A 14,947-nucleotide genomic window follows, 5' to 3' on the forward strand; every position below is an offset into this window, starting at 1 on the left:
CGCCGTGCCATTTCGCGACCGAACCCACGCCGGACAGGAACTCGGCCTGCGACTGGTCGAGCGGGCCGGCTCCGGGGACCTGATCAATGTGCTCGTGCTGGCCCTGCCCCCGGGTGGCGTTCCCGTGGCCCGGGAGGTCGCCGGTGCCCTGCGCGCCCCGCTGGACGTGCTGGTCGCCGGTCAGATCAGCACCCCGATCCGGCCGGAGACCCCGATCGGCGCGGTGGTCGCCGACGACCCTCCGCTGTACGACCGGCAGAGCCTGGCGATGATGCATCTGTCCGAGGACCGGCTCGGCGACGTCGTCGTGGCCGAACGCAACGAGCTGCACCGCCGCGCATACCTCTACCGCGGCCACCGCCCGCCCCCGTCCGTCAACGGCCGCACGGTCGTCCTCGTCGACGACGCCCTCACCACCGGCCTGACCGCCACCGCGGCCCTGCGCCTCATCCACCGGCACGGCCCCGCACGCCTGATCCTGGCGGTCCCCGTCGGCAGCCCGCTGACCGTCGCCACCCTGCGCCCCGAATGCGACGACCTCGTCTGCCTCGAACAGCCCCCGGGCCTCCACGTGGCCGGAGAGTGGTACGAGGACTTCGGCCAGGTCTCCGACACCGAGATCACGAACACCCTGCACACGTTCCACGCGACGGCGTGACACGGGGACGGCGTGACACCGGACGCGTGAAAAGGTGGTGCCATGGCCATAGAAGTCCGTCCGGCATCCGTGTTCGAGGACGTACGAGCGGTCCTCGGTCCGAAGTCGCCCTCGGCGAACGTCTGTTGGTGCCTGAGCTACCGGATCCCGTCGAAGCTGAACAAGGAGCTGCTCGGACCGGCCCGCGGTGAGTACGTCGCCGGGCTGTGCCACGCCGATCCCCCTCCGGGGGTGCTGGCCTACGACGGTGCGGAGCCGGTCGGATGGGCGGCGGTGGCCCCGCGGGCGGACACGACGTTCGCCCGTAACCGCAAGATCCCGCACGTCGACGACCTGCCCGTCTGGTCGCTGTGGTGCGTCCGGGTCCGGCCCGGTCACCGCAAGCAGGGCATCACGCACGCCCTCATCGCCGGCGCCGTCGAGTTCGCGCGCGACCATGGCGCGCCGGTGGTCGAGGCGTACCCGCTGGACAACGGTGACGCACGGGTCGACCTGACGATGGCGTACGCGGGGCTGCGCAAGAACTTCGAGCGCGCGGGGTTCGTCCATGCCGCCGACACGACCTCGGTGCTCTCCGGTCACCCGCGCGTCCTGATGCGGCTCGACCTGCGCTGACGGGCCCCTCCAGCGCGCTCAGTGCACGGAGAACCCGCCGTCCACGAAGACCGACTGCCCGGTGACATAGGCGGAGGCACCGCTCGCGAGGAACACCGCCGCGCCCGCGAAGTCCTCCGCCAGACCGTTGCGCCCGGTCATCGTGCGGGCGGCGAGCGCCGCGACCTTCTCCGGGTCGGACGACAGCCGCTGGTTGAGGGGCGTCATGACGAACCCCGGCACGAGCGTGTTGCAGGTGACACCGAACGGCGACCAGGCCTCCGCCTGTGAACGGGCCAGCGACTCGAGCGCCCCCTTGGACACACCGTAGGCACCGCTGTGCACGAACGCCCGGTGCGCCTGCTGCGAGGTGACGTGGATGATCCGTCCGAAGCCGCGCTCGGCCATGCCGGGGCCGAACCGCTGACCCAGCAGATACGGCGCCTCCAGGTTCACGGACATCGTGGTGTCCCAGACGTCCTCACCCAGCTCCCCCATCGGCGGCCGCAGGTTGATCCCGGCGCAGTTGACGAGGATGTCCGGTTCCCCGAACGCCTCGGCCGCCTCCTCCGCCGCCCCGCGCACCCCGTCCCGCGTGCCCAGGTCCGCGCTCACCCAGGCCGCCCGGCAGCCCCGCGCCTCCAGCTCGCCGACCGTCGCGGCCAGCTCGGACTCCCTGCGGGCCACGACCACGACAGCCGCCCCCGCCCGTGCGAGGGCCTCGGTGATGGCGCGGCCGATACCGGAACTTCCGCCCGTCACGACGGCGACCCGGCCTTCCAGGGAGAACAGTTCGGAGAGATACGCCTGCGAGGTCATGCCCGCACCCTAGGCGGCGCCGCGACCGCCCGGATGCGCGGGGCGCCATCGTGTGAGCGCGCCGACCGAGGGCACTCGATGCGCACGGCGCGCCCGTCCGGGCCGCCGTCCCTGACTGGAGGTGGAGAACGTGGGTCATGGCGGGAACGTCATCGACGAGCTCGTGACCGATCACCACGAGGTCGAGGAGCTCTTCGGCCGGATCGAGGGGCTCACGCCCGGTCACAAGGACCGCAAGCTGTACGCCGACCAGGTCACGATGGAGCTGGTGCGGCACTCGGTGGCCGAGGAGGCCTACCTGTACCCGGCCGTACGCAAGCACGTGCCCGGCGGCGACGCCATCGCCGACCGGGAGATCGAGGACCACTCCGAGGCCGAGCGGATCATGAAGGACCTGGAGGGGTGCGACGCCGGGGACCCGGAGTTCGACCGGCTCATCGGGATGCTGATGACCGAGGTCCGCTCGCACATCGCCGACGAGGAGAGCAGCCTCTTCCCCCAGCTGCGCGCGGCCTGCACCCCGGACGCCCTGGACGAGCTGGGCGACAAGGTGCGTCAGGCCAAGAAGGTGGCACCGACCCGACCGCACCCGTCCGCCCCGGACACGCCGCCGGCCAACAAGCTGCTGGCCCCCGGTGCCGGAATGGTCGACCGGCTGCGCGACGCCCTGTCAGGACGCGGCAAGAAGGCCTGACCTCGCGCTCACCGCGGGCGTCCCGCTCGGGCTCAGGCGATCAGTGCCTGCCCGGGGTCGAGGCGTTGCTGAAGCGCCATCCGGTGCAGGGCCGCCACCGGGGCCACGAGGTCGGGGTGACGCAGCAGGGCCGCGGCCTCCCGGTCGTGTGCGTCGGGTGACATCAGGCGCCGGAAGTCGACGGGTGCGGCGGCCGTACGGCCGTGGTCGGTGACCGTGGCGACCGCGCGCCGGGCCAGCTCGGCGTCGGTGAGCAGACAGGCCGCCCAGCTCGCCACCACCTCATCGACCCAGGTGCGCCAGGCGACGTCGTCCGGCTCGGCGAGGGCGGTCGCGTCCGCGCCGGTGAGCCGGTCCAGCCCGGCCGAGCCACCGGGCCCGGCCATGTGGACCAGGGCCGCGTCCGTCGGCGTGGGGTAGCGCAGCCAGGCCGCGACCGTGACGGCCTGGCGGGCCTGCACCTCGCCGAGGGCGGCGGCCATGGCGCCGCCGCACGCGGGGTAGGAACGCGTCAGCCATTCGGTGGTCGCCGCGATGAGCGGGGAGAGATCTGCGAGCACAGCGGGGCCGTCCGGGGTACGGGCGATGGGGAATCCCCCAAACGGTAGCCCGTGATCCCGGGCGGCCGACATGCCTGGGCGCAGGTGAGCGGCGTGGTCTCGCCCACACCGCGAGGGTTGCTCGGCCCTGCGACAGGTCCCCGCTCCCCCGGGTTCACTCCTCCGGGAGGCTCTGCACGCCGAGTGCCGTCCGGTCGGGTGCCGCGAGGTGGTAGACGTGGAAGGCCCGGCCGATCACCGGCTGTGCGACGTTGCGCACCTTCACGCCCCCGCTGGTCCTGCCGTGTTCCGTGCCGAGGTGCGCGTGTCCGTGCACGGCCAGGTCGGCGCCCGCCGTGTCGATCGCCTCGGCGAGCAGATAGCTGCCGAGGAACGGGTAGATCTCGGGAGGCTCGCCGGCCAGGGTGTCCGGCACCGGGGAGAAGTGGGTCAGGGCGATGCGTACGTCGCAGTCCTGCCCGCGCAGGTCCTCCAGGGCGGCGCGCAGGCTGTCGGCCCGGCGGCGCGAGTACCGGACGAACTCCTTCATGACCGGCTCGCCGAACTCACCGGCGCACCGGCCCACGAACCCGCCGCCGAACCCCTTGGTGCCGGCCACTCCGATGCGCGCCGCGCCACTGGCGACCACGGTCGACTCCCCTTCCAGGACCCGTGCGCCCGCCTCCTGAAGCACGGCGGCGACCTCGTCGGGGCAGTCGGCGTGGTGATCGTGGTTGCCGAGGACCGCGACCACGGGGACCGCCAGGTCCTTGATCTCCCGGGCGACCACCTGGGCCTCCTCGCGGGTGCCGTGGCGGGTGAGGTCCCCGGCGAGCAGCAGGACGTCGGCGCTGCGGTGCAGGGTCTCGAACGAGGGACGGAGCGTGCCCTCGCTCTCGGGCCCCAGGTGGATGTCCCCGACGGCCGCGACCCGGATCATCCGACCTCCTCGGCGTGGTCGGGCGCGGAGGTGTCCGCGACCACGAGGTCGCAGTGGACGGCGGTTTCCGGCAGTTCCTCGCGAACCGCCCGCAGGACGTCGTGCCGGCAGCGCTCGGACGGCACGGTGCCGGTCAGCAGGACCGCCTCGCCCCGGATCTCGATCCGCACGCCCAGCTCGGCGAGGTCCCCCGCGGCGAGGTGCTCGGAGACATGGGCGACGCGGTAGTCGAGGTTGCGGGGTGCGCCCGCGCCGGGGGCCGTGGGGCCGCCGTGGCCGTTCATCGGTGCTCCTCCCGCGCGGCGATCACGTTCAGCCGTTCGAGCAGGTAGAAGAACGCGTCCGGCATCGGCTCCCCGCCGCTGGAGCCGCGTACGTCCTGCCAGTCGACCTTCTCGCGCAGGGCGCGGGCGGCGGCGAGCACCGGCCCGAAGTCGCAGTAGTGCTCCGAGAAGGCCTCGATCAGGCCCCGCATCAGATCGGTCGGCGCCAGGACGGGCATGTGCACCGAGTCGACCGGGACCTCCTGCGCGCGGGCCAGCATGTCCGTGGTGACCGGGCGGTGCGCCAGTTCGAAGAGGAAGTCGACCTCCTCGCCGAGGCAGGTCGTCTTCATCAGCCAGTCCTCCGGCGGCGTACGCACGGCGAGACCGGCCGCGGCCAAGGTGTCCGCCACCGCTTCGGCGTCCGAGCGGCGCACGCAGAAGTCGGCGTCGTGGCGCAGCCGGCCGTTGCCGCCGTGGGCGTACACGGCGACGCTGCCCGCCAGGGCGAAGGCGTGTCCTTCGCGCTTGAGCAGCGCGCCGACCTGCTTGGCCGCTTCGAGAATCGCCTGACTGCGGTCGGGAGACGGCTCCTGGGCGCTCGGCGGCAACGGTTCCAAGGTCGGCACATCGGGCCCGCCCACCACCGGGCGCAGCTCGGGAGATCCCGGTCGCCGAGTCGTTGTCGCCCTGTCCGGGTTCCGCGTCATCACGCCTCCGTTCACCACCCGGCCTTCTGGATGAAGGCTTCGAGTACCCGGCGGGCCCGGTTTCGATGCTGGCCCGGATGGGCGACTACGCGGCGGTGTAGCCGAGCTGGCGTCGCATGTAGGGCGTCATGAGGGTCTTCGCCTTGGCGACGGTGGTGGTACGGCCACCGAGGACGGCGGCGTCGCCGCCCGGCACGGGCAGGACGGTCACCCCGTCGGCCGAGCCGAACGGGACGATGAGCGGGGTGCGGTGCATCGGCCGGTAGAAGCGGGGCCGCCTGCGGTGCTTGCCGGCGCTGTTGAGGTAGGCGCGGATGTTGTGGGCGGCCAGGTCGGCCTGGGCGAGCGCGGCCGGGGTGATCTTGAGGTCGGTGGCGTCGTTGACGTCGCCGACCGCGAACACGTCCTGCCGGCCCCGCAGGCGCAGCGCCTCGTCGACCTTGACGTGTCCGGTGCCGTTCAGCCAGTCCCCGTGTCCGGCCAGCCGTAGCCAGAGCGTGTTGGGGGTGGTGCCGGTGGCCCAGAAGGAGCGGTCGGCCTCGATGATCGCGCCCCTGGTGTCCCGGTAGGTGCCGAAGTCGTTGCCCGGCGACATGAAGGAGTCCAGCCGTACCTCCACTGCGTGCGCCTCCAGCCAGGTCCGCGCCTTGCGCCCGGCCCGCGCACTGCCCGTGGCGTGCAGCAGCTCGGGCCCGGAGTGGGCGAGCGTGACGCGGGCGTCGGGCCGGGCGAGCCGTATCTCGGCGGTGAGCTCGACGCCGGAGGGGCCGCCGCCGACGATCAGGACGTGCTCGGCCGACGCGATGTGCTGCTGGTGGGTGACGAAGGACTTCACGGCCTCGTCGGTGGTGGTGCCGCTGAAGCGGGCCGGTTCGGGATAGTCGGCGCCGGTGGCGATCACGAGCACGTCGTACGGGAGTCGCTCCCCCGTCCCGAGCACCACCTGACGTTCGCCGGTGTCGATGCGGACGGCCTTGCCCACGGCCACGCGGCCGTTGCTCAGCAGCCGGTCGTAGGGGATGAAGGGGCTGTGCGACCAGTCCGGACGGACTCCGGCGCGCAAAGAGGCGATGCGGTGGAAGAAGACCTCCTTGCGGTCCACCAGCGTGACCCGTGCGGTCGCGTCGAGCCGCTTCGCCAGCCGGACGCCGGCATAGCCGCCGCCGATCACCACTACGTCGCCGTCGCTCACACCGAGTCTCCCGTGCTCGTACCTGCGAGCGACCCTAACCGTTGAACTTTAAAGAGTTGATGGGGTGGGGTGTGCTTCCTGTGAAAGGTGCGGCGCGTGCGGTGAATGTGCCGAAGACAACGGCCGGGCCGACCCCCGAGGGGCCGGCCCGGCCGTCATGCTCCGGACGGTCAGACCAGGTCGAACCGGTCCAGGTTCATGACCTTGACCCACGCCTCGACGAAGTCCTTGACGAACTTCTCCTTGGCGTCGTCGCTCGCGTAGACCTCGGCGAGGGCACGCAGCTCGGAGTTGGAACCGAAGACGAGGTCGGCACGGGTGCCGGTCCACTTGACCGCGCCGGAGGCGTCACGGCCCTCGAACGTGGTCTGGTCCTCGGAGGTGGACTTCCAGGTCGTGCCCAGGTCGAGCAGGTTGACGAAGAAGTCGTTCGTCAGCTTGCCCGGGGTCTGGGTGAGGACACCGTGCTTCGACCCGTTCTGGTTCGCGCCGAGCACACGCAGACCGCCGACCAGGACGGTCATCTCGGGGGCGCTCAGCGCGAGCAGGTTGGCGCGGTCCAGCAGCAGGTACTCGGCCGGCAGGCGGTTGCCCTTGCCGAGGTAGTTGCGGAAGCCGTCGTACGTCGGCTCCAGCGCCGCGAACGACTCGACGTCGGTGTGCTCCTCGGTCGCGTCGACACGGCCCGCGGTGAACGGCACCTCGACGGCGACACCGGCGTCCTTGGCGGCCTTCTCGACGGCGGCGGAGCCACCGAGGACGATCAGGTCGGCCAGGGAGACCTTCTTGGCGCCGGAGTTGAACTCGCCCTGGATGTTCTCCAGGGTGCGCAGGACCTGCGCGAGCTCGTCGGGGTCGTTGACCTCCCAGCCGCGCTGCGGCTCCAGGCGGATGCGACCGCCGTTGGCGCCGCCGCGCTTGTCGCTGGCGCGGTGCGTGGCGGCCGACCCCCAGGCGGCCTTGACCAGCTGCGGGACGGTCAGGCCGGAGTCGAGGATCTTGGCCTTGAGCGCCGTGACGTCGGCGGCGTCGATGGCCTCGCCCTCGGCCTGGGGCAGCGGGTCCTGCCACAGCAGGGTCTCCGCCGGGACCTCCGGGCCGAGGTACAGCGACTTCGGGCCGAGGTCACGGTGGGTCAGCTTGTACCAGGCGCGGGCGAAGGCGTCCGCGAACTCGGCCGGGTTCTCGTGGAAGCGCTTGGAGATGGGGCCGTAGATCGGGTCGAAGCGCAGCGAGAGGTCGGTGGTGAGCATCGTGGGCAGACGCTTCTTCGACGTGTCGTGCGCGTCGGGGATGATCTCCTGCGCGTCCTTCGCCACCCACTGGTTGGCGCCGGCCGGGGACTGGGTCAGCTCCCACTCGTAGCCGAAGAGGATGTCGAAGAAGTCGTTGCTCCACTGAGTGGGCTTGGTGGTCCAGGTGACCTCCAGACCACTGGTGATCGCGTCGCCGGCCTTGCCGGAGCCGTAGGTGGACTTCCAGCCCAGGCCCTGCTGCTCCATGTCGGCGGCCTCGGGGTCGTTGCCGACCGCGTCGGCCGGCCCGGCGCCGTGGGTCTTGCCGAAGGTGTGACCACCGGCGATCAGGGCGACGGTCTCCTCGTCGTTCATCGCCATGCGGCGGAACGTCTCACGGATGTCGCGGGCCGCGGCGATCGGGTCCGGGTTGCCGTTGGGGCCCTCCGGGTTGACGTAGATGAGGCCCATCTGGACGGCGCCGAGCGGGTTCTCCAGCTCGCGGTCGCCGGTGTAGCGCTGGTCGTCGAGCCAGGTGGTCTCGGGACCCCAGTACACGTCCTCGTCGGCCTCCCAGACGTCGGCGCGGCCGCCGCCGAAGCCGAAGGTCTCGAAGCCCATCGTCTCCAGCGCGACGTTGCCCGTGAGGATCATGAGGTCGGCCCACGAGATGGACTGGCCGTACTTCTTCTTGACCGGCCACAGCAGACGGCGGGCCTTGTCGAGGTTGCCGTTGTCCGGCCAGCTGTTCAGGGGCGCGAAGCGCTGCTGACCGCGGCCGCCACCGCCGCGACCGTCGCTGATGCGGTAGGTGCCGGCGCTGTGCCAGGCCATCCGGATCATCAGCGGGCCGTAGTTGCCGAAGTCTGCGGGCCACCAGTCCTGCGAGGTGGTCAGCACCTCGGCGATGTCCCGTTTGACGGCCGCCAGGTCAAGGGCGTTGAAGGCCTCGGCGTAGTCGAAGTCGGCGCCGAGCGGGTTCGCGACGACCGGGTCCTTGGCGAGGATCTTCAGGTTGAGCCGCTCCGGCCACCACTGACGGTTGCCGCCGCCCTGCGTCGGGTGCGCGGCGCGACCGTGCGCGACGGGGCAGCCGCCGGTGCCCTCCGTCTTCGCGTCAGTGACGATCGCATCGGGGTTCTCAGCCATGGGAAACCTTCCGAACTAGGTGGATCACAGTGCTCGGGGTGCACTGCCGGCAGTGGAACAGTCGGGGCACAGGCCCCAGTAGATGACCTCGGCCTCGTCGATCGCGAAACCGTGGTCGTCCGACGCGGTCAGACATGGCGCCTCGCCGACCTCGCAATCGACGTCGGCGACGACACCGCACGACCGGCACACGACGTGGTGGTGGTTGTCGCCGACACGCCCCTCGAACCTGGCCGGACTCCCGGCAGGTTCGATACGACGTATGAGCCCCGCCGCGGTGAGTGCGTGGAGGCCCTCGTACACGGCTTGCAGGGAGACATGCCCTACGCGATCACGCACCCCGGAGGCGATGGCCTCGACACCGAGATGGTCACCGGCCCGGACGGCGTCCAGCAGCGCGACACGCGCGGCGGTCACCCTCAGGCCTGCACCGCGGAGCTCCTCGGCGGGGGTCGGAGTCTGGGATGCGGTCATGGCGACAACCTACCTCTCCAAACACGAATGATTCAAGAAAACGAATGATGAAAGTCTGGTGCCCGGTGTACCCATTCCATCGGTCGGCTGACATGGCGGCCGGGGGCGCCTCCCAAAGCGCGAAAAATCATCTTTTCTGACATTGACTCAGGTCTTTCTGTCAAGGCCTCCACTTGGTCGGATTCCCCCTCGTCCTCGTTGGAGGTACATCGCATGCTCGGCAGACATACCGCGCTCGGCCGCCGCGCCGCCCTGACCGCTGCTGGCACCCTCGTCCTCACCGGCGTCACCACGGCCGCCACGGCCGCGCCGCCGCCCGCACCGGTACCCGCGTCCGTGGCCGCGCAGACGCTCGGCGCCGACCGGCCGGCGGCCGCGGTGGTGCGCGCGATGGAGCGCGACCTGAAGCTGAAGCCGGGGCAGGCGCGCGAGCGGCTGGTCAACGAGGCGGAGGCGGGCGTCCGAGCGGGTCGCCTGCGCAACGCCCTGGGCCAGCGCTTCGCGGGCGCGTGGCTGCGGGGAGCGACCTCCGCCGAACTCGCCGTCGCGACCACCCACTCCGACGACGTGTCCGCCATCGAGGCCCAGGGCGCCAAGGCCGTCGTGGTCAAGCGGCCCCTGAGCGACCTCCGAGCCGTCAAGGAGAAGCTGGACAAGGCCGCGACCCGCGTCGACACCCGTGACACGCCGGTCTGGTTCGTCGACGTACCGACGAACCGCGTCGTCGTCCAGGCGACCAAGCGGTCGGCCGCCAACGCCTTCATCAAGGCCGCCGGCGTCCGGAACAAGGGCGTGGGCGTGCGGGTGTCGGCCCAGCGGCCGCGGCCGCTCGCGGACCTGGTCGGCGGCGAGGCGTACTACATCGAGAACTCCGCCCGCTGCTCCATCGGGTTCTCCGTCACCAAGGACACCCAGCAGGGCTTCGCCTCGGCGGGCCACTGCGGCGACCCCGACGACTCGACCAGCGGCTACAACATGGCCCAGCAGGGCACGTTCGAGGCCTCCACGTTCCCCGGCAAGGACATGTCCTGGGTGAGCGTCAACAGCGACTGGACCGCCACGGCCGACGTCAAGGGCGAGGGCGGCCAGCGCACGCAGGTCACCGGCTCGGTCCAGGCGCTCGTCGGCGCCTCGATCTGCCGCTCTGGCTCCACCACCGGCTGGCACTGCGGCACCATCCAGCAGCACGACACCAGTGTCAGCTACTCCCAGGGCACCGTCGACGGGGTCACCGAGACCACCGTGTGCGCCGAGCCCGGCGACTCCGGCGGCCCGTACGTCTCCGGCTCCCAGGCCCAGGGCGTGACCTCCGGCGGCTCGGGTGACTGCACGAACGGCGGCAGAACCTTCTACCAGCCGATCAACCCGATCCTCAGCGACTTCGGGCTGGTCCTGAAGACCGCGGCCGCACAGTCCGGAGCTCCCGCCCCGCAGGACAACGGCACAGCGGTCAGCTGGGCCGCGGGCCGCGTCTTCGAGGCGGGCGCCACGGTGACCCACGCGGGCGCGCGCTACCAGTGCATTCAGACCCACCAGGCGCAGGGCAGGTGGTCGCCGAGCGCCACCCCGGCCCTGTGGCAGAAGCTCTAGGCGCGGGGAGCAGTCGTACGGCTATCCGGTGCGGGGCCCGGCCCCGCACCGTCCGCCGTGATCACGGCTGCCGGTCGTCCGCGAGAAAGCCGTACGCGGTGGCGACGAAGGAGTCGCGGGCCCGGAAGCGGCGGGTGCACAGCGCGACCAGGGCCGTGCCCGTGTCGGGCCGGAAACCCAGGAAGGCCTGCTGGCCGAGGGTCGCCCCGCTGTGGAAGTACATCGGCCCGCCGTTCGTGGGGTGCCGGAACCAGGCCACCGTGTGCACATGCCGGTGCCCGAGCCCGCGGCGCAGCACGGGCGTCCGAACCGCCCGCAGCGCCCCGGCCAGCGGGGAGCCCGCCGGGTCGAGGTGGGCCTCCAGGAACGTGAGCAGGTCGTGCGGTGTGGCGCGGACGGCGCCGGCCGCCTCGAATCCCCCGGCGTCGAAGGCGAGCGTGGCGCTGTGCCCGTCCTTGCCGTGGCCGACGGCGTCTGCCTTCGGGTCCGCCGCTCGCAGGGCGACGCCGGTCAGGCCGAGCGGACGCAGCACATGGGCGCCGAGCAGTGCCGCCCACGGGGTGCGGGCCGCCGCGGCGACGGCGTGACCGAGCACGGCGACACCGAAGTTGGAGTACTGCCAGCGGGTGCCGGGCCGGTGCCGGGGGCGGTGCCGCAGGAACGCGCCGGTGACCCGCTCGGCCGGATAGCTGCCGTACGGGTTGGTGCGCCAGACGGGCAGTGCCCGCAGATAGAAGTCACCGGGCAGGGTGGGGAGCCCGGCCGTGTGGGTGACCAGGTGGGCCAGCGTCACCGGATCGGCGTCGGTCCGCAGGCCCGGCGCGAGACAGGCGACGGCCCGCTCACCGCCGGTCAGCAGGCCGCGCTGGATGAGCTGGGCCAGCAGCAGTCCGGTGAACGTCTTCGACGCCGAGCCGATCTCGTAGCGCAGGTCCTGCCGGGGGACCGGCCGGTGCGGGGCGGTGCCGCCGCAGCGCAGGAAGCGGCGGCCGGACCGCGAGACGGCGAAGACCACGTCGGGTGCGTCGACCGCGTCCACGGCGGCCGCCAGCCGGTCCCGCAGCGCGTCCTCGTCCTCGACGGGGCCGCGGGCACGGCTGTGATCACTGTCGTCGTCGGTGCCCGGCCAGGGCAGGAGGCCGGCGCTCATGTGGTCGCGTGCGTCAGCTCGGCGAGGGCACGCGAGGTGGCCAGCACCGACGCGAACGCCGCGACCAGCGTCGGGTGGTAGACGATGTCGAACACCTCGTCGGGCTCGCCCTCCGGCATCGTCCGTACGGCCGGCATGGCCCCGTTGGGCTGCTGCGCGGCGGCGAAGCCTTCCCAGGCCCGTTCGTCGAGGGTGGGGCGCGGCAGACAGGCGTCGACGACGAGGAGCTCGCCGAGCAGGTCCCAGCGCTTCAGGTCCAGCCAGTCGTCGATCCACACCGGCAGCCAGGTGGCGAGGTAGTCGGCGATGTCCGGCGGCAGGTTCTCGGGGTGCTCGCCCCAGTCGGTGAGGTGGAACACCGTGTGGGTGACGTCGTAGGCGATGTGGCCGCCGACCGTCCAGGGTTCGGGGGTCCGGGCCAGCCAGGTGGGGGCGACGAGGTCCGACTCGGGCGGGCGGGGTGTGAGCCCGAAGCGGCGCTGGAACGCGGCGAGTCCCAGGCGTCGGGTCGGGTCCAGTTCGAGGGCGGACCAGCTTTCGAGCCGGTGGTAGAGGACGGTGGCCCGCTCCACCTCGGGCTCGCTGTAGCCGAGTTCCTTGTAGGGCAGGTACACCTCGAACGGGATCGGCGACATCGGTTCGACGCGCTGGCCCCGCACCAGCATGCGGCCGCCGTCCAGGGTGTGCCGCCAGGTGTGGTCGAGGAGCCGGCGCGCGAGGTCGGCCTGCCGGGAGCCGGCGACGCCCTCGCGGAACAGCACACGGCAGATCAGGGCGAGTTCACCGACGGGCTTGAAGCGCTCCAGGAAGCCGATCTCGGGGTCGACGTCGGGCTCCAGCCGGAATCCGTCGCGGTGGGCCCACAGCCACTCCAGGGCGCGGACGCCGACGGTGTGCATCAGACGGGTGTCGGTCATCCGGGCACTCCTTGTCCGCTGCGGCTGGTTCGCGTGCCGCCCACGCGCGATCCGTGGCCGTCGGTGGGTTCGTCGGCGTCGCCGGTGAGGCGCTTGACGGTCTGTGCCGCCGCGAAGGCGGCCATCAGGGTGGAGTGGTAGCAGTGCAGGAAGTCCGCCTCGGCTCCGGCGATCTCGCGGGAATCCTGCGGGAGCGCGCCCGATTCGTGCTGGGCCCGCGCAATCCGGCGCCAGGCGTCCTGGAAGGCCGCGAGGGCCGGCGGGTCCGGCAGGCTCGCGGCCACCACGAGCAACTCGCAGCTCAGGTCCCACATCCCGGCGTCCAGACAGGAGTCGAGCCAGGACGGCAGCCAGTGGTTCAGATAGGCGGCCAGGTCCGCGGGTACGCCCGCGGGTTCCCGGCCCCAGTCGGTGAGGTGGAAGACGACGTGGGTGAGCGCGTATCCCGAGGAGCGCTCGAACGTCCATGGTTCGGGCAGTCCGCCCAGCCAGGTGCGCCGCAGCACCGGTTCGGACTCGTCCGTGCGGTCGATGCCGCTGCGCCGCTCGGCCTTGAGGACGCCGAGCTGGCGCGTGGGTTCCTGTTCGGTGAACCGCCAGCCCCGGGTACGGGCCGTCGTGGCGGCGGCGGCCTCGTACCCGGAGTGCCGCAGCCCGGCCGCGGCGAAGACGGAATAGACCTCCAGGGGGTAGGTCGCGAAAGGTTCCAACCGCTGGAGTCTCACGAAGAGTTCGCCCCGGCCGGTCTGCTGCCAGGCGAACCGCAGCAGGTCCGAGGCGCACACATGCAGCGGGTCCGAGGGCGGGAGGTGGGTGCGGACGCTGTGGCAGGTCTGGGCGAGTTCCCCGAGCGGTTTCCAGGTGGCGTCCACCTGCCCCTCGGCGGTGAGCGCGTCCTCGCCGAGCGCGAAGTCGCCGCGGTGCGCGGCCAGCCAGGCGAACGCGGCCGTTCCCACCTCCCGGATCTCGTCCGCGCCCAGGGCGGTCATACGAGGGCTCCGGCCGCCCGCATGACCCGCGCCGCCTGTACCTGGAGGGCCACCCGCGGATCGGTCCCGCCCATCAACTCCACGAAGTCGAGGCCGGTTTCGAGGCCGAGGGTGTCGGGCACCCCGTCGAGCAGGGTCAGCCAGCGCCCGGCTCCGGCCGCCTGCTGCCAGTCCCTGCGCCGTACGGCCCGTACGAAGCCGCGGGCCACGTCGACCGGTCGCTGCCGGGCCGCTCGGACCACGCCGCTGTCCTCGCCGCGGACGGCGAGGGGGGCCAGGACGGCGAGTTGGTGCGTCAGCATCTGCCAGGGTGCCTCGGCGAGCCAGCCCGCGTCCGGTTCGGTGTCGTCGGTTCCGGCGGGCGGTCCGCCGAGAGGTGTGTCGTGAGGTGTGTCGAACCGCAGCAGGGTGCGGCGCATGGCCCAGTGGCTCCACCGGACGGTGGGTGCCGCGTCCGGGCGCGGGGGGAAGGCCTCCACCGTCCTGCGGAAGACGGCAACTGCCTCCGGGGCGGGCGGAGTCGGGAAAAGCACGTGCGGCAGCAGCAGATCCGCTCCCAGCACCCTGACCGCCGCGAGGGCGAGGCCCGCTTCTACGTCGTTCATGGTCTCCGTGCCGGACATGCGCACGTGGTCCCCGCCCCGAAGGGCGGAGACCACGTCGGACGCAAGGTCCCGCACCGCGCCCTGCAAGAGGGCCGAAGTGCCTGACTGCTCCATTCAGTCGCTCCCGTTCCGTCCGCTCAGCCCTTCTTCGGGCGAGGGGTCGGCGGCGAGAGCAGCAGCTTGGTGTCTGCGGAGAGCAGCGCTAGGGCGGCGCACTCGCGGCTGTCACGGAAGACGCCGTCGGGCTCTGCGGGGTCGAGTGCCGCTTCGAGGTCGGTCCGCACACGGGTCGTGTCCTGGATCGCCTTGTCAATGGAAGGCATATCACCATCTCCTCTGGGGTCAGCCATAGCCTCCACAACCAAGAGCACCACACAGCCACAAAGCGCGCATCTTTTCCCACTGGACCACATACGTCACATGTTCAAC

Annotated in this window: 17 protein-coding genes; 4 read left to right on the forward strand and 13 right to left on the reverse strand. The window is 71.9% G+C overall.

The genetic code is table 11. The features are described from left to right. Positions 1-4: 4 nt before the first annotated feature. Positions 5-658, forward strand: coding sequence for a phosphoribosyltransferase (locus ACIQWG_RS15330; protein WP_404095129.1), 654 nt, complete (start codon positions 5-7; stop codon positions 656-658). A 42-nt stretch (positions 659-700) separates the two neighbouring features. Then, positions 701-1,273 carry a GNAT family N-acetyltransferase gene (locus ACIQWG_RS15335; protein ID WP_404095132.1) on the forward strand — a complete coding sequence of 191 codons (573 nt, stop codon included), beginning with the start codon at positions 701-703 and terminating at the stop codon, positions 1,271-1,273. 18 nt (positions 1,274-1,291) lie between these two features. On the opposite strand, the gene ACIQWG_RS15340 is transcribed toward ACIQWG_RS15335, so the two are convergent. Further along, on the reverse strand, positions 1,292-2,071 hold the full coding sequence (locus tag ACIQWG_RS15340; RefSeq protein WP_404095135.1) for an SDR family NAD(P)-dependent oxidoreductase: 780 nt from the start codon (positions 2,069-2,071) through the stop codon (positions 1,292-1,294). A gap of 130 nt (positions 2,072-2,201) precedes the next feature. Here ACIQWG_RS15340 and ACIQWG_RS15345 point away from each other — a divergent pair, with 130 nt between their 5' ends. Then, complete coding sequence (locus ACIQWG_RS15345) at positions 2,202-2,765, forward strand: hemerythrin domain-containing protein (protein ID WP_404095138.1); 564 nt, start codon at positions 2,202-2,204, stop codon at positions 2,763-2,765. 32 nt (positions 2,766-2,797) lie between these two features. Here ACIQWG_RS15345 and ACIQWG_RS15350 read toward each other — a convergent pair whose 3' ends face one another. The 7 genes from ACIQWG_RS15350 to ACIQWG_RS15380 all read right to left on the reverse strand — a co-directional run bounded on the left by ACIQWG_RS15350 (position 2,798) and on the right by ACIQWG_RS15380 (position 9,267). Next, the gene (locus ACIQWG_RS15350) at positions 2,798-3,325 is read right to left on the reverse strand and encodes a hypothetical protein (protein WP_404095141.1); all 528 of its coding nucleotides are present in this window, start codon (positions 3,323-3,325) and stop codon (positions 2,798-2,800) included. Between the two features lie 154 nt (positions 3,326-3,479). Further along, positions 3,480-4,244, reverse strand: a complete 765-nt coding sequence (locus ACIQWG_RS15355; RefSeq protein ID WP_404095144.1) for a metallophosphoesterase — start codon at positions 4,242-4,244, stop codon at positions 3,480-3,482. Then, entirely contained in the window at positions 4,241-4,528 is a 288-nt protein-coding gene (locus ACIQWG_RS15360) for a hypothetical protein (protein ID WP_404095147.1), read from the reverse strand. Before ACIQWG_RS15360 ends, ACIQWG_RS15355 begins: the two co-directional genes overlap by 4 nt. Next, positions 4,525-5,217: a hypothetical protein gene (locus tag ACIQWG_RS15365; protein WP_404095149.1), complete on the reverse strand. Its 693-nt coding sequence runs from the start codon at positions 5,215-5,217 to the stop codon at positions 4,525-4,527. The genes ACIQWG_RS15360 and ACIQWG_RS15365 overlap by 4 nt, the downstream gene beginning before the upstream one ends. An 85-nt stretch (positions 5,218-5,302) precedes the next feature. Beyond that, positions 5,303-6,409: an NAD(P)/FAD-dependent oxidoreductase gene (locus ACIQWG_RS15370; RefSeq protein WP_404095152.1), complete on the reverse strand. Its 1,107-nt coding sequence runs from the start codon at positions 6,407-6,409 to the stop codon at positions 5,303-5,305. Between the two features lie 170 nt (positions 6,410-6,579). Beyond that, on the reverse strand, positions 6,580-8,793 hold the full coding sequence (gene katG, locus ACIQWG_RS15375) for a catalase/peroxidase HPI (protein WP_404095155.1): 2,214 nt from the start codon (positions 8,791-8,793) through the stop codon (positions 6,580-6,582). Between the two features lie 24 nt (positions 8,794-8,817). Then, positions 8,818-9,267 (reverse strand): Fur family transcriptional regulator, encoded by a 450-nt coding sequence (locus ACIQWG_RS15380; protein WP_404095158.1) that lies wholly within the window; start codon positions 9,265-9,267, stop codon positions 8,818-8,820. 213 nt (positions 9,268-9,480) lie between these two features. Here ACIQWG_RS15380 and ACIQWG_RS15385 point away from each other — a divergent pair, with 213 nt between their 5' ends. Continuing rightward, complete coding sequence (locus ACIQWG_RS15385; protein WP_404095161.1) at positions 9,481-10,857, forward strand: alpha-lytic protease prodomain-containing protein; 1,377 nt, start codon at positions 9,481-9,483, stop codon at positions 10,855-10,857. Positions 10,858-10,918: 61 nt separating this feature from the next. On the opposite strand, the gene ACIQWG_RS15390 is transcribed toward ACIQWG_RS15385, so the two are convergent. From ACIQWG_RS15390 to ACIQWG_RS15410, 5 genes are read right to left on the reverse strand one after another with little or no spacing between them, the layout of a single operon-like run. After that, positions 10,919-12,007 (reverse strand): serine hydrolase domain-containing protein, encoded by a 1,089-nt coding sequence (locus tag ACIQWG_RS15390; protein ID WP_404095164.1) that lies wholly within the window; start codon positions 12,005-12,007, stop codon positions 10,919-10,921. Continuing rightward, a complete protein-coding gene (locus tag ACIQWG_RS15395) occupies positions 12,004-12,924 on the reverse strand; it encodes a DUF6895 family protein (protein ID WP_404095166.1) in 921 nt (306 codons plus the stop codon). Before ACIQWG_RS15395 ends, ACIQWG_RS15390 begins: the two co-directional genes overlap by 4 nt. After that, complete coding sequence (locus tag ACIQWG_RS15400; protein ID WP_404095169.1) at positions 12,921-13,913, reverse strand: DUF6895 family protein; 993 nt, start codon at positions 13,911-13,913, stop codon at positions 12,921-12,923. The genes ACIQWG_RS15395 and ACIQWG_RS15400 overlap by 4 nt, the downstream gene beginning before the upstream one ends. Further along, a complete protein-coding gene (locus ACIQWG_RS15405; protein ID WP_404095172.1) occupies positions 13,910-14,632 on the reverse strand; it encodes a hypothetical protein in 723 nt (240 codons plus the stop codon). The genes ACIQWG_RS15400 and ACIQWG_RS15405 overlap by 4 nt, the downstream gene beginning before the upstream one ends. Before the next feature lie 23 nt (positions 14,633-14,655). Further along, positions 14,656-14,841, reverse strand: a complete 186-nt coding sequence (locus ACIQWG_RS15410; protein WP_404095175.1) for a hypothetical protein — start codon at positions 14,839-14,841, stop codon at positions 14,656-14,658. Positions 14,842-14,947: the final 106 nt, after the last annotated feature.

Source organism: Streptomyces sp. NPDC098781, assembly GCF_044759995.1.
Classification (GTDB): Bacteria; Actinomycetota; Actinomycetes; order Streptomycetales; family Streptomycetaceae; genus Streptomyces.